24 protein-coding genes are annotated in these 22023 nt (G+C 67.8%); 21 read left to right on the forward strand and 3 right to left on the reverse strand.

From position 1 onward, the window contains the following. Positions 1-122: 122 nt before the first annotated feature. From rpsA to mnhG, 15 genes are all read left to right on the forward strand, one after another. Positions 123-1811, forward strand: a complete 1689-nt coding sequence (gene rpsA / locus AC07O4_RS19600; RefSeq protein WP_062468664.1) for a 30S ribosomal protein S1 — start codon at positions 123-125, stop codon at positions 1809-1811. A gap of 80 nt (positions 1812-1891) precedes the next feature. Beyond that, positions 1892-2218, forward strand: a complete 327-nt coding sequence (locus tag AC07O4_RS19605; RefSeq protein WP_056582668.1) for an integration host factor subunit beta — start codon at positions 1892-1894, stop codon at positions 2216-2218. Positions 2219-2264: 46 nt separating this feature from the next. Next, on the forward strand, positions 2265-2600 hold the full coding sequence (locus AC07O4_RS19610) for a LapA family protein (protein ID WP_062468665.1): 336 nt from the start codon (positions 2265-2267) through the stop codon (positions 2598-2600). Continuing rightward, a complete protein-coding gene (lapB, locus tag AC07O4_RS19615) occupies positions 2590-3768 on the forward strand; it encodes a lipopolysaccharide assembly protein LapB (protein WP_495305404.1) in 1179 nt (392 codons plus the stop codon). Before AC07O4_RS19610 ends, lapB begins: the two co-directional genes overlap by 11 nt. A gap of 138 nt (positions 3769-3906) precedes the next feature. Beyond that, complete coding sequence (locus tag AC07O4_RS19620) at positions 3907-4239, forward strand: ComEA family DNA-binding protein (RefSeq protein WP_062468671.1); 333 nt, start codon at positions 3907-3909, stop codon at positions 4237-4239. A gap of 162 nt (positions 4240-4401) precedes the next feature. Then, positions 4402-5370: a TRAP transporter substrate-binding protein gene (locus tag AC07O4_RS19625; protein WP_062468673.1), complete on the forward strand. Its 969-nt coding sequence runs from the start codon at positions 4402-4404 to the stop codon at positions 5368-5370. Positions 5371-5373: 3 nt separating this feature from the next. Beyond that, entirely contained in the window at positions 5374-5907 is a 534-nt protein-coding gene (locus AC07O4_RS19630) for a TRAP transporter small permease (RefSeq protein ID WP_062468676.1), read from the forward strand. A gap of 21 nt (positions 5908-5928) precedes the next feature. Beyond that, on the forward strand, positions 5929-7242 hold the full coding sequence (locus AC07O4_RS19635; protein WP_175497132.1) for a TRAP transporter large permease: 1314 nt from the start codon (positions 5929-5931) through the stop codon (positions 7240-7242). Positions 7243-7267: 25 nt separating this feature from the next. After that, a complete protein-coding gene (crcB, locus tag AC07O4_RS19640; protein WP_062468679.1) occupies positions 7268-7654 on the forward strand; it encodes a fluoride efflux transporter CrcB in 387 nt (128 codons plus the stop codon). Positions 7655-7731: 77 nt separating this feature from the next. Beyond that, a complete protein-coding gene (locus AC07O4_RS19645; protein ID WP_495260525.1) occupies positions 7732-10698 on the forward strand; it encodes a monovalent cation/H+ antiporter subunit A in 2967 nt (988 codons plus the stop codon). Continuing rightward, entirely contained in the window at positions 10698-11048 is a 351-nt protein-coding gene (locus tag AC07O4_RS19650; RefSeq protein WP_056582686.1) for a Na+/H+ antiporter subunit C, read from the forward strand. The genes AC07O4_RS19645 and AC07O4_RS19650 overlap by 1 nt, the downstream gene beginning before the upstream one ends. Continuing rightward, positions 11045-12748, forward strand: a complete 1704-nt coding sequence (locus AC07O4_RS19655; RefSeq protein WP_495305405.1) for a monovalent cation/H+ antiporter subunit D — start codon at positions 11045-11047, stop codon at positions 12746-12748. The genes AC07O4_RS19650 and AC07O4_RS19655 overlap by 4 nt, the downstream gene beginning before the upstream one ends. Beyond that, on the forward strand, positions 12745-13236 hold the full coding sequence (locus tag AC07O4_RS19660; protein ID WP_062468688.1) for a Na+/H+ antiporter subunit E: 492 nt from the start codon (positions 12745-12747) through the stop codon (positions 13234-13236). The genes AC07O4_RS19655 and AC07O4_RS19660 overlap by 4 nt, the downstream gene beginning before the upstream one ends. Further along, positions 13233-13511 (forward strand): K+/H+ antiporter subunit F, encoded by a 279-nt coding sequence (locus AC07O4_RS19665; protein ID WP_062468691.1) that lies wholly within the window; start codon positions 13233-13235, stop codon positions 13509-13511. Before AC07O4_RS19660 ends, AC07O4_RS19665 begins: the two co-directional genes overlap by 4 nt. After that, entirely contained in the window at positions 13508-13858 is a 351-nt protein-coding gene (mnhG, locus tag AC07O4_RS19670) for a monovalent cation/H(+) antiporter subunit G (RefSeq protein ID WP_495305406.1), read from the forward strand. Before AC07O4_RS19665 ends, mnhG begins: the two co-directional genes overlap by 4 nt. Positions 13859-13873: 15 nt before the next feature. Here mnhG and AC07O4_RS19675 read toward each other — a convergent pair whose 3' ends face one another. Then, positions 13874-14869: an ABC transporter substrate-binding protein gene (locus AC07O4_RS19675; RefSeq protein WP_495305407.1), complete on the reverse strand. Its 996-nt coding sequence runs from the start codon at positions 14867-14869 to the stop codon at positions 13874-13876. 120 nt (positions 14870-14989) lie between these two features. On the opposite strand from AC07O4_RS19675, the gene AC07O4_RS19680 reads away from it, so the two are divergent. The 6 genes from AC07O4_RS19680 (at position 14990) to AC07O4_RS19705 (ending at position 20309) form a co-directional block, all read left to right on the forward strand. Beyond that, entirely contained in the window at positions 14990-15661 is a 672-nt protein-coding gene (locus tag AC07O4_RS19680) for a TetR family transcriptional regulator (RefSeq protein ID WP_495305408.1), read from the forward strand. A gap of 80 nt (positions 15662-15741) precedes the next feature. Continuing rightward, positions 15742-16554 (forward strand): ABC transporter permease, encoded by an 813-nt coding sequence (locus AC07O4_RS19685; protein ID WP_082549019.1) that lies wholly within the window; start codon positions 15742-15744, stop codon positions 16552-16554. Continuing rightward, positions 16551-17600: an NAD-dependent epimerase/dehydratase family protein gene (locus AC07O4_RS19690; protein ID WP_495305409.1), complete on the forward strand. Its 1050-nt coding sequence runs from the start codon at positions 16551-16553 to the stop codon at positions 17598-17600. The genes AC07O4_RS19685 and AC07O4_RS19690 overlap by 4 nt, the downstream gene beginning before the upstream one ends. Before the next feature lie 4 nt (positions 17601-17604). After that, entirely contained in the window at positions 17605-18441 is an 837-nt protein-coding gene (locus tag AC07O4_RS19695; protein ID WP_495305410.1) for a GNAT family N-acetyltransferase, read from the forward strand. A gap of 12 nt (positions 18442-18453) precedes the next feature. Further along, on the forward strand, positions 18454-19521 hold the full coding sequence (locus tag AC07O4_RS19700) for a dihydrodipicolinate synthase family protein (RefSeq protein ID WP_495305411.1): 1068 nt from the start codon (positions 18454-18456) through the stop codon (positions 19519-19521). Continuing rightward, positions 19518-20309 carry an ABC transporter ATP-binding protein gene (locus AC07O4_RS19705; RefSeq protein WP_495305412.1) on the forward strand — a complete coding sequence of 264 codons (792 nt, stop codon included), beginning with the start codon at positions 19518-19520 and terminating at the stop codon, positions 20307-20309. The genes AC07O4_RS19700 and AC07O4_RS19705 overlap by 4 nt, the downstream gene beginning before the upstream one ends. Positions 20310-20329: 20 nt before the next feature. Here AC07O4_RS19705 and AC07O4_RS19710 read toward each other — a convergent pair whose 3' ends face one another. Then, positions 20330-21352, reverse strand: coding sequence for an XdhC family protein (locus AC07O4_RS19710; protein ID WP_495305413.1), 1023 nt, complete (start codon positions 21350-21352; stop codon positions 20330-20332). A gap of 16 nt (positions 21353-21368) precedes the next feature. Then, positions 21369-22022: an SRPBCC family protein gene (locus AC07O4_RS19715; RefSeq protein ID WP_495305414.1), complete on the reverse strand. Its 654-nt coding sequence runs from the start codon at positions 22020-22022 to the stop codon at positions 21369-21371. Position 22023 lies beyond the last annotated feature (1 nt).

The raw sequence follows: 22023 nt of genomic DNA on the forward strand, positions 1-22023 counted from the left end.
CTGCTGGTTGTTCAACCAACCGGGCTCACGCCCACAACCTAACCGCCGTCTACAGACCCACAGCAGCCGCACGCAATTTCGCAAGAGCGCCTGCCAACCCTGCCTGACGGAAGGAACCATAAATGTCTGAATCTTTTGCCGACCTATTCGAAGAGTCCCTGAAGCGTTCCGAAATGCGCAGCGGCGAGGTCATCACCGCCGAAGTCGTGCGTGTCGAACACAACCACGTCGTCGTCAACGCCGGTCTGAAGTCCGAAGCGTATGTGCCGATCGAAGAGTTCAAGAACGACAAGGGCGAACTCGAAGTCCAGGCCGGCGATTTCGTTTCCGTTGCCATCGGCAGCGTTGAAAACGGCTACGGCGACACCATCCTCTCGCGCGACACCGCCAAGCGTCTGGCTTCGTGGCTCGCCCTCGAGAAGGCCCTGGAATCGGGCGACTTCGTCACCGGCACCACCAGCGGCAAGGTCAAGGGCGGTCTCACCGTCCTGGTCAACGGCATCCGCGCGTTCCTGCCGGGTTCGCTGATCGACACGCGTCCGATCAAGGACCTGACCCCGTACGAGAACAAGACCCTCGAATTCAAGGTCATCAAGCTCGATCGCAAGCGCAACAACGTCGTGCTGTCGCGCCGTGCCGTGGTCGAAGCCAGCATGGGCGAAGAACGCGCCAAGCTGATGGAAACCCTGAAGGAAGGCGCAGTCGTGCGCGGCGTGGTCAAGAACATCACCGAATACGGTGCGTTCGTGGACCTCGGCGGCATCGACGGCCTGCTGCACATCACCGACATGGCATGGCGCCGTGTCCGCCACCCGAGCGAAGTCGTTCAGGCCGGCCAGGAAATCACCGCCAAGATCCTCAAGTTCGACACCGAAAAGAACCGTGTCTCGCTGGGTCTCAAGCAAATGGGTGACGACCCGTGGATGGGCGTTTCGCGCCGCTACCCGCAATCGACCCGCCTGTTCGGCAAGGTCACGAACATTGCCGACTACGGCGCGTTCGTCGAACTCGAACCCGGCATCGAAGGCCTGGTGCACGTCTCCGAAATGGACTGGACCAACAAGAACATCGCTCCGAACAAGATCGTCTCGCTGGGCGACGAAGTCGAAGTCATGGTCCTGGAAATCGACGAAGACAAGCGCCGCATCAGCCTGGGCATGAAGCAGTGCAAGGCCAACCCGTGGCAAGAGTTCGCTCAGAACACGAAGCGTGGCGACCGCGTCAAGGGCCCGATCAAGTCGATCACCGACTTCGGCGTGTTCGTGGGTCTGGCTGCCGGCATCGACGGCCTGGTTCACCTCTCGGACCTCTCGTGGAACGAAACCGGCGAAACCGCCGTTCGCAACTACAAGAAGGGCCAGGAAGTCGAAGCGATCGTGCTGGCTGTCGACGTCGACCGCGAACGCATCTCGCTGGGCATCAAGCAGCTCGACAGCGATCCGTTCACCACGTTCACCACCGTGAACGACAAGGGCCAGATCGTGACCGGCAAGGTCAAGACCGTGGACGCCCGCGGCGCTGAAATCGACCTCGGCGAAGACATCATCGGCTACCTGCGTGCTTCGGAAATCTCGCGCGACCGCGTCGAAGATGCCCGCAACGTGCTCAAGGAAGGCGACGAAGTCACGGCCATCGTGGTGAATGTGGATCGCAAGACCCGCAACATCCAGCTGTCGATCAAGCAGAAGGACATGGTTGACGAACAAGGCGCCATGGCCAGCCTGAGCCAGCAGTCGGCACGCGAAAACGCGGGCACGACCAGCCTGGGCGCCCTGCTGCGCGCCAAGCTCGACAACAGCGACAACAAGTAAGCTGAGTCCGAAGACAGAGGCAGGCCCCCGGGGCCGCTCTGTCTTTTTTTTCGTCCACGTTTTTCGTTTATGTTTGGCCTATGACCCGCTCAGACCTCGTCGAAGAACTCGCAGCCCGTTTCGCGCAGCTCACGCACCGCGATGCCGAATACGCCGTCAAGACCATCCTGGACGCCATGAGCGACGCGCTGGTGCGCGGCCATCGCATCGAGATCCGTGGCTTCGGCAGCTTCTCGGTCAACCGCCGTCCGCCGCGCATCGGCCGCAACCCGCGTTCGGGCGAGAGCGTGCAGATTCCCGAGAAGCGCGTGCCGCACTTCAAGCCGGGCAAGGCGCTGCGCGAAGCCGTCGACGCGAAGACCGCCGAGCTCGATGCAGGCAAGGAAGCCGCCGGCCGCAAGGCCTGATGCAAATGAATGCAAACGTAGAATGCTCCCGGCAACGGGAACAGCTATGAAGTACCTCCTGTGGCTGCTCAAGGCAGCCATTTTTTTTACGCTCTTCGCCTTCGCGCTGAACAACCAGCACGACGCGACCGTCTACTTCTTCTTCGGAACCCACTGGCGCGCGCCGCTGGTGCTCGTCGTGCTCGCGGCCTTTGCCGGCGGGCTCGTGGTCGGCGCGCTGGGGATGCTGCCCGGCTGGTGGAAACACCGCGCCGCCGCGGCGCAAGTGCCTGCGACCACCGAAGCCCCCTCGCCCGCACCGCTGGCCACTGCGACCGCCTCCGCGGCAACGCCGTCCATCTCCGCCACCGACCTTCCCGCCGTACGTCAACATGGACTTTGATCCCAGCTGGCTGCTGATCGGCCTGCCCGTCGCCTTCGTGCTGGGCTGGCTCGCATCGCGCTTCGACATCCGCCAGCTCAAGCTCGAGAACCGGCAGGCACCCAAGGCCTACTTTCGCGGCCTGAACTTCCTGCTCAACGAGCAGCAGGACCAGGCCATCGACGCCTTCATCGAGGCCGTGCAGAACGACCCCGACACGCAGGAGCTGCACTTCGCGCTCGGCAACCTGTTCCGCCGCCGCGGCGAGTACCAGCGCGCCGTGCGCGTGCATGAGCACCTGCTGGGCCGCGGCGACCTGAGCCGTGCCGACCGCGAACGCGCGCAGCACGCGCTGGCGCAAGACTTCCTGCGCGCCGGCCTGCTCGACCGCGCCGAAGCGGCGCTGCAGAAGCTCGAAGGCACGCGCTACGAGAACGAGGCCCGGCTCGCGCTGCTGGCCATCTACGAACGCTCGCGCGAATGGGCGCAGGCCGCCGACGTGGCACAGAAGCTCGACGAGTCCGACCAGGCCAGCTACAGCACGCGCCGCGCCCACCACCTGTGCGAGCAGGCCAACGAACGCGTCGCGGCCGGCGACCTGCAGGGCGCCGGCGACCTGCTCACGCAGGCCCGCGCCCTGGCGCCGCAGGCACCGCGCCCGGCCATCGACACCGCCACCTTGCAGCTGCGCAACGGCGAAGCCGCCGCGGCCTTCGACACGCTCGAAGGGCTCAGCGACACGGCGCCGCTGGCGCTGCCGCTGTACGCCGCGTCGCTGCAGAAGGCCGCCGTGGCCGCGCAGCGCGAAGGCGAGGCGCTGGCGCTGCTGCAGCGGCGCTATGCCGAGTCGCCGTCGATCGACGTGCTCGAGGCGCTGATCGCGCTCGGCGGCACACCCGACGCCACGCCATCGGACACGCCCACCGAAGCCCCCACGCCGCGCGACAGCTACATCGCCCACCTCGCGCACCAGCCCTCGCTCGTCGCGGCTTCGCGCTGGCTCGCCGGCGAGCGCTTCGAGCACGAGCAGTTCCATCCGCAGGTGCAACGCGCGCTCGACCAGGCGACCCGTCCGCTCATGCGCTACCGCTGCGCGGCCTGCGGCTTCGAGGCGCACCAGTACTTCTGGCACTGCCCCGGCTGCCAGGCTTGGGACAGCTATCCGCCGCGGCGCGTGGAAGAACTCTGACCACGGTTCGGAACAATCGTCACACGGGGCCCTGGGCCCCGTTTTCACGTCAACTGGTGCGCGCGCCCTCTCGTTGAGCCGAAGCCGATATTCCTGTCGGCATAGCCATACCAACGATTGAAAGAGGGAGTTTTCACCATGTTCAAGAAAGTCATCGCCACGCTCGCCATGTGCTTCGCGGCCGTCTCGTTTGCCGCCGTCGACGCCAACAAGGGCAGCGCCGCCGACCTCGACGGCCTCAAGGGCGTCGGCCCGTCGCTGTCCAAGCGCATCCTCGACGCGCGCAAGGAAGGCGAGTTCAAGGACTGGCCCGACCTCATGCAGCGCGTGAAGGGCGTGAAGGAGAAGAGCGCGGCCAAGCTGTCGGCCGAGGGCCTGACGGTCAACGGCCAGAGCTTCAACGGCGCGGCGGCACCGGCCAAGGCAAGCAAGGCCGCCAAGGTGGCCGAGGCGAAACCCGCCAAGCAGTGACCTCGCCCTGAACCGAAGAAACCGCCCTCGAGGCGGTTTTTTCATGCCCGCAGCTGGTGCCGCATCGACGCCACATGGCAGGGAAATGCCTCAGCGAATGGCCCGGAATTTGCACGTATGCTTTTCTTTCATTCAGCTTTGACTACATTCCGGAGCGCGTCCATGAATCACAAGTTCGGCATTGCCCTGGCGGGCCTCACCCTTGGCGCCGCCGCCTTCGCGCAAACCAAGTGGGACCTGCCCACCGCCTACCCCGCGACCAACTACCACACCGAGAACATCACGCAGTTCGCCAAAGACGTGGACGCGGCCACCGGCGGCAAGCTGAAGATCACGGTGCACGCCAACGCGTCGCTGTTCAAGGCGCCCGAAATCAAGCGCGCCGTGCAAAGCGGCCAGGCCCAGGCCGGCGAGATCCTGCTGGCCAACTACGCCAACGAGAACCCGATCTACGCGCTGGACGGCGTGCCTTTCCTGGCGACGACCTATCCCGAGGCCCGCAAGCTCTACGACGCCTCCAAGCCCGCGATGGACAAGCTGCTGGCTGCGCAAGGCATCAAGGTGCTGTTCGTGGTGCCATGGGCGCCCCAAGGCATCTACACCAAGAAGGAGATCGGCTCGGTGGCCGACCTGCGTGGCATCAAGTGGCGTGCCTACAGCCCGGCCACGGCCAAGATCGCCGAGCTCATCGGCGCGCAGCCGGTGCAGATCCAGCAGGCCGAACTGAGCGCCGCCATGGCCACGGGTGTGATCGAGAGCTACATGAGCTCGGGCTCCACCGGCTACGACACCAAGACCTTCGAGCACATCAAGAACTTCTACGACACGCAGGCCTGGATTCCGAAGAACGCGATCCTCGTGAACGCCAAGGCCTTCGATGCACTCGACGCCGCCGGCAAGGCCGCCGTCACCAAGGCTGCCGCCGATGCAGAAGCACGCGGCTGGAAGGTCGCGCAGGAGAAGAACGACGAGTACAAGCGCCTCTTGGCCGAGCGCGGCATGAAGATCCACAAGCCCTCGCCCAAGCTGGACACCGACATGCGCCAGGTCGGCGGCATCATGCAGGCCGACTGGCTCAAGGCGGCCGGTGCCGACGGCGCGGCGATCGTCGACGCCTACAAGAAGAAGTAAGCCGTGAGGCGCTTCCTCGACCGCCTGTACAACGGTGCCGGCGCGCTCGGCGCGTTCTGCGTTTTCCTGATCTTCGTGCTGATGATCGTGGCCGGCGTGGGCCGGCAGATGAACTGGCACGTGAGCGGGCTCAACGACGCGGTGGCCTGGCTGTGCGCGGCGGCGGCCTTCTTCGCGATGGCGCATGCGTTCCGGCACGGCGACTTCGTGCGCGTCACGCTGCTGCTCGATGCCGTGCCGCCCAAGGTGCGCCGCGTGCTCGACGTGGCCTGCCTGCTGGTCGCCGCCGTGTCGGTGGCCTACCTGACCTACTGGGCCACCAGCTTCACGTACGAAAGCTACGAGTTCAAGGAGATGGCCACGGGCCTGCTCGTGATCCCGATCTGGATTCCGCAATCGAGCTTCGTGATCGGCTGCTGGCTGCTCCTGATCGCCATGGTCGACGAACTCGTCGGCGTGGTGCGCGGCGAGAAGCCCAGCTACCAGCGCGCCGTCGAAGAGCGCCATGCTGCGGGCGACTTCTCCTCCGACGTCTGAACGACAACAACAAAGACACCGATGCTCGAAACCCTTCTGATGGGCGCGCTGCTGCTCGGCATCATGCTGTTGCTGCTCGCCGGCGGCGTCTGGATCGCCATGACCCTGGCCATCGTCGGCTGGGTCGGCCAGGCCTTCTTCACCAACACCCTGCCCGGCAAGAACCTGTTCTCGGCCTTCTGGGAAAGCAACGCGAGCTGGGAGTTGGCGGCGCTGCCGCTGTTCATCTGGATGGGCGAGATCCTGTTCCGCACCAAGCTCAGCGAAGAGATGTTCGAAGGCTTGAGGCCGTGGCTCAACCGCGTGCCCGGCCGGCTCATGCACACCACCATCCTCGGCTGCGGCGTGTTCGGCTCGGTCTCGGGCTCCTCGGCCGCCACCTGCGCGACCATCGCCAAGGTGGCGCTGCCCGAGCTCAAGCGCCGCGGCTACAACGAGAAGCTGGCCATCGGCTCGCTGGCCACGGCCGGCACGCTGGGCATCCTGATTCCGCCCTCGATCACCATGGTGGTGTACGCGGTGGCGGCCGACGCGTCGATCATCCGCATCTTCCTGGCGGGCTTCCTACCGGGCTTTTTGTTGATGCTGCTGTTCTCGGGCTACATCGGCTGGTGGAGCCTGCGCCACCCCGACCAGGTGCCGCCGGCCGATCCACCGACCACCTTCATGGAGAAGATCAGGCTCTCAGGCAACCTCATCCCGTGCGCGCTGCTGATCGTGTTCATCGTCTGGGTGCTGGTGGCCGGCTGGGCCACGGCCACCGAGTGCGCGGCCTTCGGCGTGCTGGGCTCGCTGGCCATCGCGGCCTACGGCAAGAGCCTGACCTGGCAGAACTTCAAGGACGGGATCATGGGTGCCACGCGCACCAGCTGCATGATCATGTTCATCCTGGCCGGGGCTGCGTTCCTGACCAAGACCATGGCCTTCACCGGCATCCCGCGTGAGCTGGCCGAATGGGTCGACAGCATGCACCTGTCGCCCTATGCGCTCATCGGTGCGCTGGTGGTGGTGTACCTGGTGCTGGGCACGGCGCTGGACGGCATCTCGATGATCGTGCTGACCAGCGCGGTGGTGCTGCCGATGATCCAGAAGGCGGGCTTCGACCTGGTCTGGTTCGGCATCTTCGTGGTGCTGCTGGTCGAGATCGCCGAGGTCACGCCGCCGGTGGGCTTCAACCTGTTCGTGCTGCAGAACATGACAGGCAAGGACAGCAACGTGATCGCCAGGGCGGCGATTCCGTTCTTCTTCTGCCTCGTGCTGTGCATCGCGCTGATCACGTTGTTCCCGGGTATCGTCACGATCCTGCCCGACCTGGTGATGGGCAAGGAGAAATGACAGTGCGACGACGACAAGGGAACGGATGCCTCCTCTGCTGCCGGTTCTAGCGATCTGCGTGGGCGCCTCGTGCGGCGCCCTCGCCCGCTGGGGCCTGGGCCTCTGGCTCAACACCGGCGGCCCCGTGCCCTACGGCACGCTGGCCGCCAACCTCGTCGGCGGCTACCTCGTCGGCGTGGCCGTGGCCGTCTTCCAGGCGCTGCCGCAGCTCGACCCGGTGTGGCGGCTGCTGCTCATCACCGGCTTCCTCGGCGGGCTCACGACCTTCTCGAGCTTCTCGGCCGAAGTGGTCGCGCTGCTGCTCGGTGGACGACCGCTGCTGGCGCTGGGCACCGGCCTGCTGCACCTGTGCGGCTCGCTGGTGCTGACCTGGCTGGGCATCCGCAGCGTGCAGCTCGTGCTGGCTTCGTGACAGCGAAAAAACTGCCCGTGCTCCTGCGGTTATAGACAGGGGCTCTCCAGAGGGTCGGTCGATAGAATCGACCCCCGATGCCCCTCGCCCTTCTCGTCGCACTCCCCTTTCTTGCCAGCGTGCTGGCCGCGTTGATGCCGTCCAACGCGCGCAACCGGGAGTCGACCCTCGCAGGGCTCGTCGCATTGGGCTGCGCGATCCAGGTCGCCTGGCTCTTTCCGCAGATCGCGCACGGCAACGTGCTGCGCCAGGAGATCGAGTGGCTGCCCGCCCTCGGCCTGAACCTCGTGTTCCGCCTCGACGGCTTCGCGTGGCTGTTCTGCATGCTGGTGCTGGGCATCGGCGCGCTGGTGGTGCTCTATGCGCGCTACTACATGTCGGCCTCCGACCCGGTGCCGCGCTTCTTCTCGTTCTTCCTCGCGTTCATGGGCGCGATGATGGGCGTGGTGCTCTCGGGCAACCTGATCCAGATGGTGCTGTTCTGGGAACTCACCAGCCTGTTCTCCTTCCTGCTCATCGGCTACTGGCACCACCGGCGCGACGCGCGGCGCGGTGCGCGCATGGCGCTCACTGTCACCGGCGCGGGCGGGCTGTGCCTCTTGGCCGGCGTGCTCGTGCTGGGCCGCATCGTCGGCAGCTACGAGCTCGACATCGTGCTGGCCTCGGGCGACATCATCCGCGCGCACGCGCTGTACCCGGTGGCGCTGGTGCTGATCCTGCTCGGCGCGTTCACCAAGAGTGCGCAGTTCCCGTTCCACTTCTGGCTGCCGCGCGCCATGGCCGCGCCCACGCCGGTGTCGGCCTACCTGCACTCGGCCACCATGGTGAAGCTGGGCGTGTTCCTGATGGCGCGGCTGTGGCCCGTGCTCTCGGGCACCGAGCAGTGGTTCTGGATGGTGGGCGGCGCGGGCGCGATCACGCTGCTGCTGGGCGGTTTCGCGGCCATGTTCCAGCGCGACCTGAAGGCGCTGCTGGCCTACTCGACCATCTCGCACCTGGGCCTCATCACGCTGCTGCTGGGCCTGAACAGCCCGCTGGCGGCGGTGGCCGCGGTCTTCCACGTGATGAACCACGCGACCTTCAAGGCCTCGCTGTTCATGGCGGCCGGCATCATCGACCACGAGACCGGCACGCGCGACATCCGCAAACTCAGCGGCCTGATGCGCCTCATGCCCATCACGGGCACGCTGGCCATCATCGCGAGCGCCTCGATGGCCGGCGTGCCGCTGCTCAACGGCTTTCTCTCGAAGGAGATGTTCTTCGCCGAGACCGTCTTCATCCAGGCCACGCCCTGGATCGACTTCAGCCTGCCGGTCATCGCCACCCTCGCGGGCATCTTCAGCGTGGCGTACTCGGCGCGCTTCGTGTTCGACGTGTTCTTCGGCCCGCCCTGCGGCCCCGACGTGCCCAAGCCCCCGCACGAGCCGCCGCACTGGATGCGCGTGCCGGTCGAGCTGCTGGTGCTGGTGTGCCTGGTGGTGGGCGTGGCTCCGGCCTGGTCGGTCGGCCCGATGCTCGCGGCCGCGGCCACGCCGGTGGTCGGCGGCACGCTGCCCGTCTACAGCCTGGCCGTGTGGCACGGCTTCAACCTGCCGCTGATGATGAGCTTCGTCGCGCTCGCGGGCGGCGCCGTGCTCTACCTGCTGCTGCGCCGTCCGCTGGGCAGCGGGCGCCTGGAGCACACGCCGCTGCTGCACCGCTTCGACGGGCAGCTCATCTTCGAACACCTGATCGCGCTGCTGAGCGAAGCCGGCCGCCGCAGCCGCCGCCTCTTCGGCACGCGCCGCCTGCAGTGGCAGCTGCTGTGGCTGGTGGTGGTGGCCGTGGCGGGCGCCGCGGCCTCGCTGTGGACCACGCCGGCCGAGCGCGGCACGCGCGAGCTGCTGCCGTTCTCGCCGATGTTCGCGATGACCTGGCTCATCGGCTGCACCTGCGCCGTGGCCGCCGCCTGGCAGGCCAAGTTCCACCGGCTCGCGGCGCTGATGCTGGCCGCGGGCGCCGGGCTGGTCTCGTGCGTCACCTACATCTGGTTCTCGGCGCCCGATCTGGCGCTCACGCAGCTGGTGGTCGAGGCCGTGACCACGGTGCTCATCCTGCTGGGCCTGCGCTGGCTGCCGATGCGCAGCAAGGACGTGGTGCAGCCCGCGCGCATGCGACTGCGGCCCTGGGGTCGGCGCGGGCGCGACCTGCTGGTGGCCACCATCGCCGGCTGCGGCATGGCGGCACTGGCCTGGGCGATGATGACGCGCACCTTCCCGCAGAGCATCTCGCCCTTCTTCCTCGAACGCGCGCTCACCGAAGGCGGCGGCACCAACGTGGTCAACGTGATGCTGGTCGACTTCCGCGGCTTCGACACCTTCGGCGAGATCACGGTGCTGGGCATCGTGGCGCTCACCGTGTATGCGCTGCTGCGGCGCTTCCGCCCGGCCATCGAATCGATGGCGCTGCCCATTCAGCAACGCCTGCAGGTCGACGACGGCAGCAGCGACCTGCTGAATCCGCGCCGCGCCACCGACTCCGCCATCGGCTACCTGATGGTGCCGGCCGTGCTGGTGCGCCTGGTGCTGCCGGTGGCCGTGCTGGTGTCGGTGTACTTCTTCATGCGCGGCCACAACGCGCCCGGCGGCGGCTTCGTCGCGGGGCTGGTGATGTCGGTCGCGCTGGTGCTGCAGTTCATCGTCTCGGGCACCGAGTGGGTGGAAGAGCACCTGCGCATCTACCCGCGCCGCTGGATCGCCATCGGCCTGCTGTTCGCGCTGGCCACCGGCGGCGGCGCGATCGTGTTCGGCTACCCGTTCCTCACCACGCACACCGCGCACGTGCACGTGCCGCTGCTGGGCGACATGCACGTGCCCAGTGCCCTCTTCTTCGACATCGGCGTGTTCGCGCTGGTGCTCGGCGCCACCATGCTGATCCTGACCGCGCTGGCTCACCAGTCCATCCGAAGCCACCGCTGGGCCGACGAACAAGAAGAGAAAGAAGCGCAGGCCCGCGCGGCCGCCGAAGCCGAAGAGGCTGCCGCCGCCACCGGAGGGGCCCGCTGATGGAAATCGTGCTGGCCATCGCCATCGGCGTGCTCACGGGGTCGGGCGTGTACCTGCTGCTGCGCCCGCGCACCTTCCAGGTCATCATGGGCCTGACGCTCATCTCGTACGCGGTCAACCTGTTCATCTTCAGCATGGGCCGGCTCAAGGTCGACAGCGAGCCGGTGCTGGTCGAAGGCTTCAAGGCCACGCTGGCCAACACGGCCGACCCGATGCCGCAGGCGCTGGTGCTCACGGCCATCGTGATCGGCTTCGCGATGACCGCCCTGTTCCTCGTCGTCATGCTCGCCTCGCGCGGCCTGTCGGGCACCGACCACGTGGACGGTGAAGAGCGGGAGGCGGTCGAATGAACGACGTGTTCCACCTGCTCGACCGCTTCCTCGAGTTCAGCATGCCGCACCTGGTGGCGGTGCCCATCCTCGTGCCCATGCTCACGGCGGCGCTGATGCTGCTGATGAACGAGAACCACCGGCGCACGAAATCGTTCCTCAGCGTGGTCTCGGGCCTGATCGGCCTGCTGGCCGCGCTGGCGCTGCTGCGCTGGGTGAACGCGGCCGACACCGGCGGCGGCCCGGGCTCCATCGGCGTGTACCTGCCGGGCAACTGGCGCGCGCCCTTCGGCATCACGCTGGTGGCCGACCGGCTCTCGACCATGATGGTCGCGCTCACGGGCGTGGTCGCCTTCGCGGCCTCGATCTATTCGACCTCGCGCTGGGACCGCGCGGGCGTGCACTTTCATCCGCTGCTGCAGCTGCAGCTCATGGGCCTGAACGGCGCCTTCCTCACGGGCGACCTGTTCAACCTGTTCGTGTTCTTCGAGGTGATGCTGGCCGCCTCGTACGGCCTGCTGCTGCACGGCTCTGGCCGGCTGCGCGTGCGCGCCGGGCTGCACTACATTGCGATCAACCTCGCGGCCTCGTCGCTGTTCCTGATCGGCGCGGCCATCCTGTACGGCGTGACCGGCACGCTCAACATGGCCGATCTGGGCGCGCGCATCGCCGAGCTCGCGCCAGGCGACCGCGGCCTGGTGCACGCGGCCGCGGCCATCCTGGCCACCGCGTTCTTCGCCAAGGCGGGCGCGTGGCCGCTGAACTTCTGGCTGGTGCCGGCCTACAGCGCGGCCGTGTCGCCGGTGGGCGCGGTGTTTGCGCTGCTCACCAAGCTCGGCGTGTACACCGTGCTGCGCCTGTGGACCGTGCTGTTCGCGCCCGACACCGGCGCCTCGGCCGCCTTCGGGCAGGCCGCGCTGGTGGGCGTGGGGCTGGCGACGCTGTTCGTCGGCGCCATCGGCATCGTCGGCACGCAGCGGCTGTCGAACCTCGCGGGCTTCAGCGTGCTGGTGTCGGCGGGCACGCTGCTGGCCGCCGTCGGGCTGGGCGATCCGGCCGTGTGGGCGGGCGCGCTGTACTACATGCTGAGCTCCACGCTCGCGGTGGCGGCCTTCTTCCTGCTGATCGACATGATCGAGCGCTGGCGCAACGCGGGCATGAGCGTCGCGCCGCACGAGGCGGCGGGCAACGCACCCTTCCTGGCCGAAGACCTGCGCGCGCTTGACGACGTGAACCTCGACGACGATGCCCAGGCGCTCTACGGCCGCGCCATTCCGGCGGGCGTGGCCTTCCTGGGCCTGAGCTTCATGCTGTGCACGCTGCTGCTGGCAGGCCTGCCGCCGCTGTCGGGCTTTGTCGGCAAGTTCGCGATGCTCTCGGGCCTGCTCGACGGCAGGGCCGTGGCCTCGGCCGGCTGGACCTTCCTGGGCCTGCTGATCGTCTCGGGCTTTCTCTCGCTGATCGCCCTGAGCCGCACCGGCATCCGCCACTTCTGGACCCAGCACCACCCCACCATGCCCTCGCTGCCCGCGCTCGAGGTGCTGCCGGTGGCCGCCCTGCTCGCGGCCTGCGTGGCGCTCACGGTCTGGGCCGAGCCCGTGATGCAGCACGCGCAAGCCACCGCCGGCGGCCTGCGCACGCCCACTGCGTACCGCGAGGCCGTGCTCGGTGCCAAGCAGAAGCCCAACCCGGTGCCCGCGAAGGCGGAGGCGAAGCCATGAAGCGCCTGATGCCGTCCCCGCCGCTGTCGTTCGCGCTGTTCGTCATCTGGCTGCTGCTCAACCAGTCGCTCGAGGCGGCCACGCTGCTGTCGGCCGCGCTGCTCGCCATTGCGGTGCCGCTGATCACCAAGGGCCTGCGCCCCGCCACCGTGCGCATGCGCCGGCCCGGCGTGGCGCTGCGGCTGTCGTTCCTCGTCACCTTCGACATGCTGAAGTCGGCGTACGACGTGGCGCGGCTGCTGCTCACGCGCCGCACCGCCGACATCTCGGCGCGCTTCGTGCAGATTCCGCTGGACATGCGCGACCCCAACGGCCTCGCCGTGCTCGCGATGATCATGTGCCTCACGCCCGGCACGGCCTGGGGCGAGGTGTCGTTCGACCGCACCACGCTGCTGATCCACGTGTTCGACCTCGAGGACGAAGCGGCCTTCATCGCCCTGATCAAGACCCGCTACGAACGTCCGCTGATGGAGATTTTCGAATCATGACGCCTGTTCTCTTCTGGGCCCTGAAGGCCGCGCTCTTCCTGCTGGCCGTGGCGATGCTGTGCGCGCTCTTTCGCCTGCTGGCCGGCCCGTCCGCGCAGGACCGCGTGATGGCGCTGGACTGCCTGTACATCAACGGCATGCTGATGATGCTGGTGCTGGGCATCAACTACGCGAGCAGCGTGTACTTCGAGGCGGCGATGCTGGTGGCGCTGTTCGGCTTCGTGGGTTCGACCTCGATCGCCAAGTTCCTGCTGCGCGGGGAGGTCATCGAATGAGCGGCACTGCCCTGCCCCTGTGGGCCGAGATCATTACGGCCATATTCGCGGTGCTCGGCGCGGCCTTCGCGGCCATCGGCTCCTTCGGCCTGGTGCGCCTGCCCACCTTCTTCCGCCGCATCCATGCGCCCACGCTGGGCGCCACGGTGGGCGCCTGGTGCCTGACGGTGGCCACCATCGCCTACTTCTCGGTGCAGGGCTTCAGCCTGTTCCTGCACGCGGTGCTGATCGTGCTGTTCATCGTGCTGACGGCACCGATCACCACCATCTTCCTGATGCGCGCCGCCCTCTTCCGCGAACGGCAGAAGGGCAACACGAAGGTGCCGCCTTCCTCCGAGTCGCGCTGAAGCGGCTTCTTCCCATCAGTTGGGCGCCATGCGCACGCCCTTGTCGAGGAACTCGTTGGTGAACAGCATCGCCGGGTCGTAGGCCTTGTCGATGCCGATCAGCGAGGACACCAGCTCATAGTCGGCCTTCACACGCGCACCGTCGAAGGCACCGAGCGCCACCTTGGTGGTGGTGTCGTCGCGCATCAGCTGCTTGATGCGATTCCACTGGTCGCGCTGGTTGTCGGGCGTGAGGCCGCTCACGCTGGCCTGCAGCGCCTGCAGGCAGGGCTCGAAGCTCTTCACGCACGCGTCGTAGGCACGCTGCGTCACGGCCACGAACTTCTTCACCTGGCCGGAGTTCTTCGCGAGGTACGGGCCGTTCACGATCAGCGAGTTGCCGTACACGTTCACGCCCGCGTCGCGCCACGGCTGAAAGCCCAGGTCGGCGCCGAACTCGCGCGCCTTCAGGTCGTGCTCGTTGTAGAAGTCGCTGATGATGTCGACCGACTTGCTCTTCAGCGCCGCCACCTTGGCCTGCGGGCTCACGTTGACGAAGGTCACGCTGGCCGGGTCGAGCCCCATCTTCTTGGCGAAGGCCGGCCACATGAGGCGCGCGGCGTCGCCGGGCGGGTTGCCGATCTTGCGGCCCGCGAAGTCCTTGGGCCCGTTGATGCCCGACGACTTGAGCCAGTAGAAGCCCTGCGGGCTGTTGGCGTAGATGACCATCACGGCCTTCACGTCGGCGCCCTTGCCCTTGGCCTGGATCGTGGTGGGCAGGTCGGAAATGCCCAGGTCGCTGCCGCCGGTGCCCACGCGCTGCGCCGACACGGCCGAACCCTTGCCGGCCTCGATGTTCAGGTCGATGCCCGCTTCGGTGTACCAGCCCTTGGCCTTCGCGAAATAGATCGGCGCATGATCGGCCGTGGGTGTCCAGTTGAGCATCAGGCTCATGGCATCGGCCGCGAACGCGGCAGGGGCCGAGGCCATGAGCAAGGCGGTGGCGCCGGCGGCCGACAACAGCTTTTTCATGCGGAACACTCCAAAAGAAGGTAAAAACAGGTCCTGAAATTCATATTACCAACTGTTTGGTTGACAGGCAATCCAGATCATCCAGACTGCGTTGCCCCTGCCGGGAGAATCAAAAACACCATGACCGCCACCAAGCCCGCCCGCACCGCCGTCGCCACGAAACGCGAGCGCGATCCCGTCGCCGCCAAGCAGGCGCTCATATCTGCCGCGGTGGCCGAGTTCGCCACCAAGGGCTTCGCGGGCGCGCGCGTCGACGAGATCGCCGCCAACGCCGGCGTCAACAAGCAGCTCGTGTACCACTACTTCGACAGCAAGCAGGGGCTGTACCTGGTCGCGCTCGAGTCGGTCTATGCCGAGATCCGCGAGAAGGAACAGAAGCTCACGCTCGACGAACTCGAGCCGCTCGAAGCCATGAAGCAGCTGGTGGCCTTCTCGTTCGACTACCTGGCCGAGCACCCCGAGTTCATCGCGCTGCTGGCCGACGAGAACCGCAACCACGGCGCGCACCTGCGCGAGTCGGAGCGGCTGCAGAAGATGCACTCGCCCTTCATCGAGATGCTCGAGGCCACGCTCGAGCGCGGCGTGGCGGCGGGCGTGTTCCGGCCCGACTTCGACGCGATCAACCTCTACATCTCGATCGCCGGCATCTCGTATTTCTTCTTCTCCAACAACCACACGCTGTCGGCCATCTTCGGCAAGCCGCTCGATGCACGCGGCGCGCTGCTGCAGCGCCGCCGGCACGTGATCGAGTTCGCGCTCAATGCCTTGCGGCCCGACAAGGCCGCCGCATGAAAATTATCAACTAGTTGGTTGACTCGGGTCGTGGCGACTCCTATGATTCGCCGCATTGCTTCCTAGACCCAGGAATTGAGATGACGGCACCTGATGGCGCTCTGGCGCCCCCCGCACCTGCGCCCTTGTCGGGCGAGCGCCCCGAATGGCAGCGCTGGGCCCTCGTGGTCGCGGTGCATCTCGCGGGCATCGCGCTGTGGGAGCTGGCGGTGCGGATCTTCGCGATCCAGCCCTTCATCCTGCCGGCGCCCTCGAAGGTGCTGGCCACGCTGGCCAACCCGAACTACAGCTGGCTCAAGAACACCGGCGTCACCGCGCTCGAAGTGTTCGGCGGCTACGCGCTGGGGCTGGTGCTCGGCATTCTTTGCGCGCTGCTCTTCATCACCAGCAAGCGGCTGATGCTGCTGGTGTTCCCGCTGCTGGTCACGCTCAACATGATTCCGAAGGTGGCGATGGGGCCGCTGGTGATCGTGTGGTTCAGCTACGGCATCGGGCCGAACATCCTCATCACGTTCAGCCTGTGCTTCTTCCCGATCCTGCTGACCACCATCCGCGGGCTGAACGAGACCGAGCCCGAGCTGCTCGACCTCGTGCGCGCGCTCAAGGGTTCGCGCTGGCAGCTGTTTCGCTACATCCAGCTGCCGGGCTCGCTGCCGTACGTGTTCTCGGGCATGAAGGTCGCCACCATCCTCGCCGTGGCGGGCGCGGTGGTGGGCGAGTTCATCGCCTCGGAACGCGGCCTGGGCTATCTGATGATCCAGGTCCAGGCCTCGCTGGACACGCCCGCGGTCTTCATGGCCGTGCTGCTCATCACGGGCCTGGGCGTGCTGCTCTATCTGCTGGTGCTTCTGCTGGAGCGCCTCTTCATCACCCAGGACGCAAGAATCCAATGACCTCCACGCCTGTCCTCGACGACCTGCCCTTTCCCGAGCGCTTCGAGAGCGAAGCCGCGCTTGAAGACTACCTGGCCACGCCCTCGCGCGACCTCGTGCGCGACATGGCCCGCCTCGACGGCGACCTGATGATCCTCGGCGTAGGCGGCAAGATGGGCCCGACGCTGGCCCGCCTCGCCAAGAACGCGATGCCCGGTCGCCGCGTGATCGCCGTCGCCCGCTTCAGCGAAGCCGGCGTGCGCGAAGCGCTCGAAGCACACGGCATCGAGACCATCGCCTGCGACCTGCTCGACCGCGCCGCCATCGCCGCGCTGCCGCCGTGCGCCAACGTGGTCTTCATGGCCGGGCGCAAGTTCGGCGCCGACGCCGACAACCCGCTGACCTGGGCCATGAACGCGCACGTGCCGGCGCTGGTGGCCGAGCACTTCCATGCCTCGCGCATCGTCGCCTTCTCGACCGCCTGCGTGTACCCCTTCGTGCCCGTGACCAGCCAGGGCGCGAGCGAGAGCGACGCGCCCAACCCGCCCGGCGAGTACGCCAACTCGTGCGTGGGCCGCGAGCGCATGTTCGAGTACTTCTCGCAGCGCCACGACACGCCCGGGCGGCTGTTCCGCCTGAGCTACGCCATCGACCTGCGCTACGGCGTGCTGGCCGACGTGGCGCTCAAGGTGTGGCGCGGCGAGCCGGTCGACGTGACCATGGGCCACGTCAACGTGATCTGGCAGGGCGACGCGAACGCGCAGGCGCTGCGCTGCCTCGCGGCGGCCACGGTGCCGACCTCGCCGCTGAACGTGAGCGGGCCCGAGACGACGTCGATCCGCTGGCTTGCTGAAGAATTCGCGCGCCAGTTCGGCAAGCCCGTGACGATCAGCGGACAAGAGGCGCCCACTGCCTGGCTCATGAACACCGGCGAGGCCGAGCGCCTGTTCGGCTACCCGCGCGTGCCGCTGGCGCAGCAGATCCGCTGGGTGGCTGACTGGATCTCGCGCGAACAGCGCCAGTACGGCAAGCCCACGAAGTTCGAATCGCGCGACGGCAAGTACTGAGCCCATGACCATGCCCGCCGTCGAAGCCCTGTCGTCGATCACGCCCGGCATCGCCCCGATGCTCGACGCGCTGGTTGCCGCGAGCGGCTGGAACCAGACCGCGCTCGACTGGCGGCTGTTCGAGCGGCTAGGCACGCTGCATGGCGTGCGTGACGAGGCGGGCCAGCTCATCGCCAGCGGCGCGGTGCTGCCGATGGAAGGCGTCGCCTGGATCAGCATGATCCTCGTGATACCCACCGCGCGCGGACAAGGCCTGGGCCGCGCGGTGTTCGCGCGCTGCCTCGACCAGGTGAAGACCGCCGGCCTTGTCGCGATGCTCGACGCCACGCCGCAGGGCGAGCCGCTCTATGCGAGCTTCGGCTTCACGCCGCTGTGGCGGCTCACGCGCTGGCAGCGCGAGGCCGCGCCCGCCACCGCATCGCTCAGCGCCGACAAACCCGCCCTCGACAACCTCGCCGCACTCGACGCGCAGGCGCTGGGCTTCGCGCGCCCCGCTGTGCTCGCCGACCTGCTCGGGCGCGCAGACAGCCGCTGCGTGCGCAACGGCCTGGGCTTCGGCCTCGTGCGTGCGGGCCGCACCGCGCACCACATCGGGCCGCTGCTGTCGTCCGATGAGGCCACGGCCGCCGCGCTGCTGACACAGGCCGCACGCGGCCTCGACGGCCGCATCTACGTCGACGTGCCCGACGACCGCAAGACCATGACCGCCGCGCTACGCGCCGCCGGCTTCACACCGCAGCGCAGCTTCGCACGCATGGCGCTGGCCACGCGCGAGGGCACGCAGCCGCCCACCGGACACCCCGCCTTCATTCACGCCATCGCCGGCCCCGAGTTCGCCTGAGGACCTTCGCCCATGCCACTGAACCGCTCCGACCTTCCCGCCGACGTGCTTGCGCTGCTGTCGCAAGGCACCGTCATCCCGGCGCACCCGCTCGCGCTCGACGCCGATCGTCAGTTCGATCGCCAGCGTCAGCGCGCGCTCACGCGCTACTACGTCGATGCCGGCGTCGGCGGCCTCGCGGTGGGCGTGCACACCACGCAGTTCGCGATCCGCGAGCGCGGCCTGTACGCCACCGTGCTCGAAGCTGCGATGCAGGACCGCCTGGCCTGGAACGACCGCCCGATGGCGATGATCGCGGGCCTGTGCGGCCCGGCCGCGCAGGCGCGGGCCGAGGCGCGCACCGCCGTCTCCCTGGGCTATCACGCGGGGCTGCTGAGCCTCGCGGCGCTGGCCGGCGCGTCGGAAGACGCGCTCATCGCCCACTGCGAGGCGGTGGCGCAGGAGATCCCGCTGATCGGCTTCTACCTGCAGACCGTGGTCGGCGGCCCGATCCTCTCGAGCGACTTCTGGCGCCGCTTCGCGCTCATTCCGAACGCGCTGGCGATCAAGGTCGCGCCCTTCAACCGCTACCGCAGCATCGACGTGGTGCGCGGGCTGGTCGATGCGCGCGCCGAGGAGCGCGTGTTCCTCTACACCGGCAACGACGACCACATCGTGCTCGATCTGGCGCTGCCCTTTGCCGCGATGCGCGACGGCGCGCCCGTGCAGGTGCGCTTTCGCGGCGGCCTGCTGGGCCACTGGTCGGTGTGGACGTCAAGCGCGGTGCACCAGCTGCAGCAGATCAAGGCCGAGCTGGCCGCCAGCGGCGGCGCGCTGAGCCCCGCCCTGCTCGCGCTCGATTCGCGCGTGACCGACTGCAACGCCGCCTTCTTCGACGTGGCGAACAACTTCCACGGCTGCATCGCGGGCTGCCACGAGGTGCTACGGCGCCAGGGCCTGCTCGAAGGCATCTGGTGCCTCGATCCGGAAGAAGGCCTGGGCCGGGGGCAGTCAGCAGAGATCGACCGCGTCTACCGCCAGCACGGTGACCTGGCCGACGACGCCTTCGTGCGCGACAACCTGGCACGGTGGCTGGCATGAGCGCCGTTCTGGCCCCCGTACAAGATGTGCCGCTGATCCGCATGCGGCAGCTGCGCAAGGTCTACCGCAAGCGCAACGAAGAATTCCTCGCCGTCTCCGACGTCACGATGGACGTGCATGCGGGCGACATGATCTCGCTGGTCGGCCCCTCGGGCTGCGGCAAGTCGACGCTGCTGAAAATTCTCTCGGGCCTGCACGGCCACGACGGCGGCACGCTCGAGATCGGCGGCCCCGGTGGGGCGGGCTTCAACCCGGGCCGCGACGTCGGCATGGTGTTCCAGCAGCCGTTGCTGCTGAAGTGGCGCACCATCCTGGAGAACGTGCTGCTGCCCGCCGACATCCTCGGGCTGGAACGCAAGGCCGCCAAGGCACGCGCGCACGAACTGCTCGACATGGTCGGCCTCACGGGCTTCGCCGACAAGCTGCCCTACGAACTCTCGGGCGGCATGCAGCAGCGCGCCGCCATCGCACGTGCGCTCATCCACGATCCGAAGCTGGTGCTCATGGACGAGCCTTTCGGCGCGCTCGATGCGCTCACGCGCGAGAAGATGAACCTGGAGATGCTGCGCATCTGGGAGCGCAGCCGCAAGACCTTCATCGTGGTCACGCACAGCATCCAGGAAGCCGTGTTCCTGGGCTCGCACTGCGCCGTGCTCACGGCCGGGCCGGCACGCATGGCCGACTTCTTCCGCATCGACCTGCCCGAGCCGCGCAAGCTGCACGTGAAGACCAGCCCCGAGTTCGGCGAGTACGTGCGCCGCATCTACGACCTGCTGGGCGTGGACTGAGCCTCGCCCCGCAATTCAGTTCAGCTGGGTTGCAGCTGCTGGATTTCCTTGGCGCGCGCCACTTCCACTTCGCGCGGCAAGGTCACCGCGTTCTTCACGGCCAGAATTTCCGCCATCACACTCACCGCGATCTCCGGCGGCGTCTTGCTGCCGATGAAGATACCGATGGGCCCGCGCAGGCGCGCCAGCGATGCGGCCGTCTGGTCGAAGTGCTCGATCATGCGGTCGCGCCGCGCATCGGCGTTGCGGCGCGAACCGATGGCGCCCACGTAGAAGGCCTCGCTCTGCAATGCCTCGAGCAGCGCGAGGTCGTCGAGCTTGGGGTCGTGCGTGAGCGCGACCACACAGCTGCGGCGGTCGGGCTTGAAGGCCAGCACGGCGTCGTCGGGCATCTCGGTGGTGATCGTCACGCCGGACAGCGTCCACGCGGTGCGGTACTCGGCGCGCGGGTCGCACAGCGTCACGGCGAAGCCGCTGAACTTGGCCATGGTCGCGAGGTACTCGGCGAGCTGGCCGGCGCCGATCAGGAGCATGCGGTACTCGGGGCCGAAGGTGTTGGTGAGCTCGGTGTCGTTCACCGTGAGCTCGTCGGGCGCGGTCGCCTCGGCCAGCCGCACCGCGCCGGTGGCCAGCGTCACCGTGCGGCGCATGAGCTTGCCGCGTTCGAGTTCGGCGACCAGCGTGTCGAGCGCGTCGGCATCGGGCGCGTATTCGAGCAGCAGTTCGAGCGTGCCGCCGCAGGGCAGCCCGAAGCGGTGCGCCTCGTCGGCCGTGATGCCGTACTTGACGAGCGCGGGCGGCGCGCCCAGCGGCACGTCTTCGCCCTTGCCGTGGGCGTGGCTGTAGCGCGCGATGAGGTCGTCCTCGATGCAGCCGCCCGAGACCGAGCCGACCACGGCGCCGTCCTCGGCCAGCGCCATGATCGAGCCCACGGGCCGCGGCGACGAGCCCCAGGTGCGCACCACGGTGGTCAGCAGCGCGCGCTTGCCGGCACGCCGCCAGTCGCGCAGCGTGCGCAGCACCATGACGTCGAGGTTTTCCATGGCAGGACCTTGTGCGTCAGGCGGCGTCGCCCGGGGTGGCGGCGTCCTCGCCGTCCTTCTTGCCGAAGCCCATCTTCTTCATGAGGCCCGACATCACGCCGGCCTTCTCGGCGGGCGCCTCGGCCGCCGCTTCCGCGGGCGGTGCAGGCGGCGGGCCGTAGCGGCTTTGCATCTCGGCCTCGAAGCGCTTGAAGAAATCGTCGGCGGTGGACTTGGCCGCGCCGTCGATCAGGCGCTGGCCGAGCTGGGCGATCTTGCCGCCGACCTGGGCCTGCACGGTGTAGTCGAGTTCGCAGCCGGCGGGTGCCGTGGCCACGGGGGCGGTTTCGGCAGCAGGTGCGCCCTCTGCGATGGGTGCGCTGTCGGCCACGGCCACCGGCTTGAGCGACACGCTCGACGAGCCCTTGGCAAACCCCGCCACGCCGCCCTGCCCCTCGAAAGTGAGCTTGTAGCCGTCGGGCGCGACGATGTCCGACAGCATCACCTTGCCGCTGAACTTGGCCGACACCGGGCCGATCTTCACGGCCAGCGCCACGCTGTAGGTGTTGTCGCCCGTGAGCTCGAACTTGTCGCAGCCGGGGATGCACTTCTTGAGCGTCTCGGGGTCGTTGAGCGCGTCCCAGGCCTGTTGTTGGGTGACGCCGAGGCGGCGGTTTCCGAGCATTTCCATG

The organism is Variovorax sp. GW821-FHT09D04 (assembly GCF_059416405.1).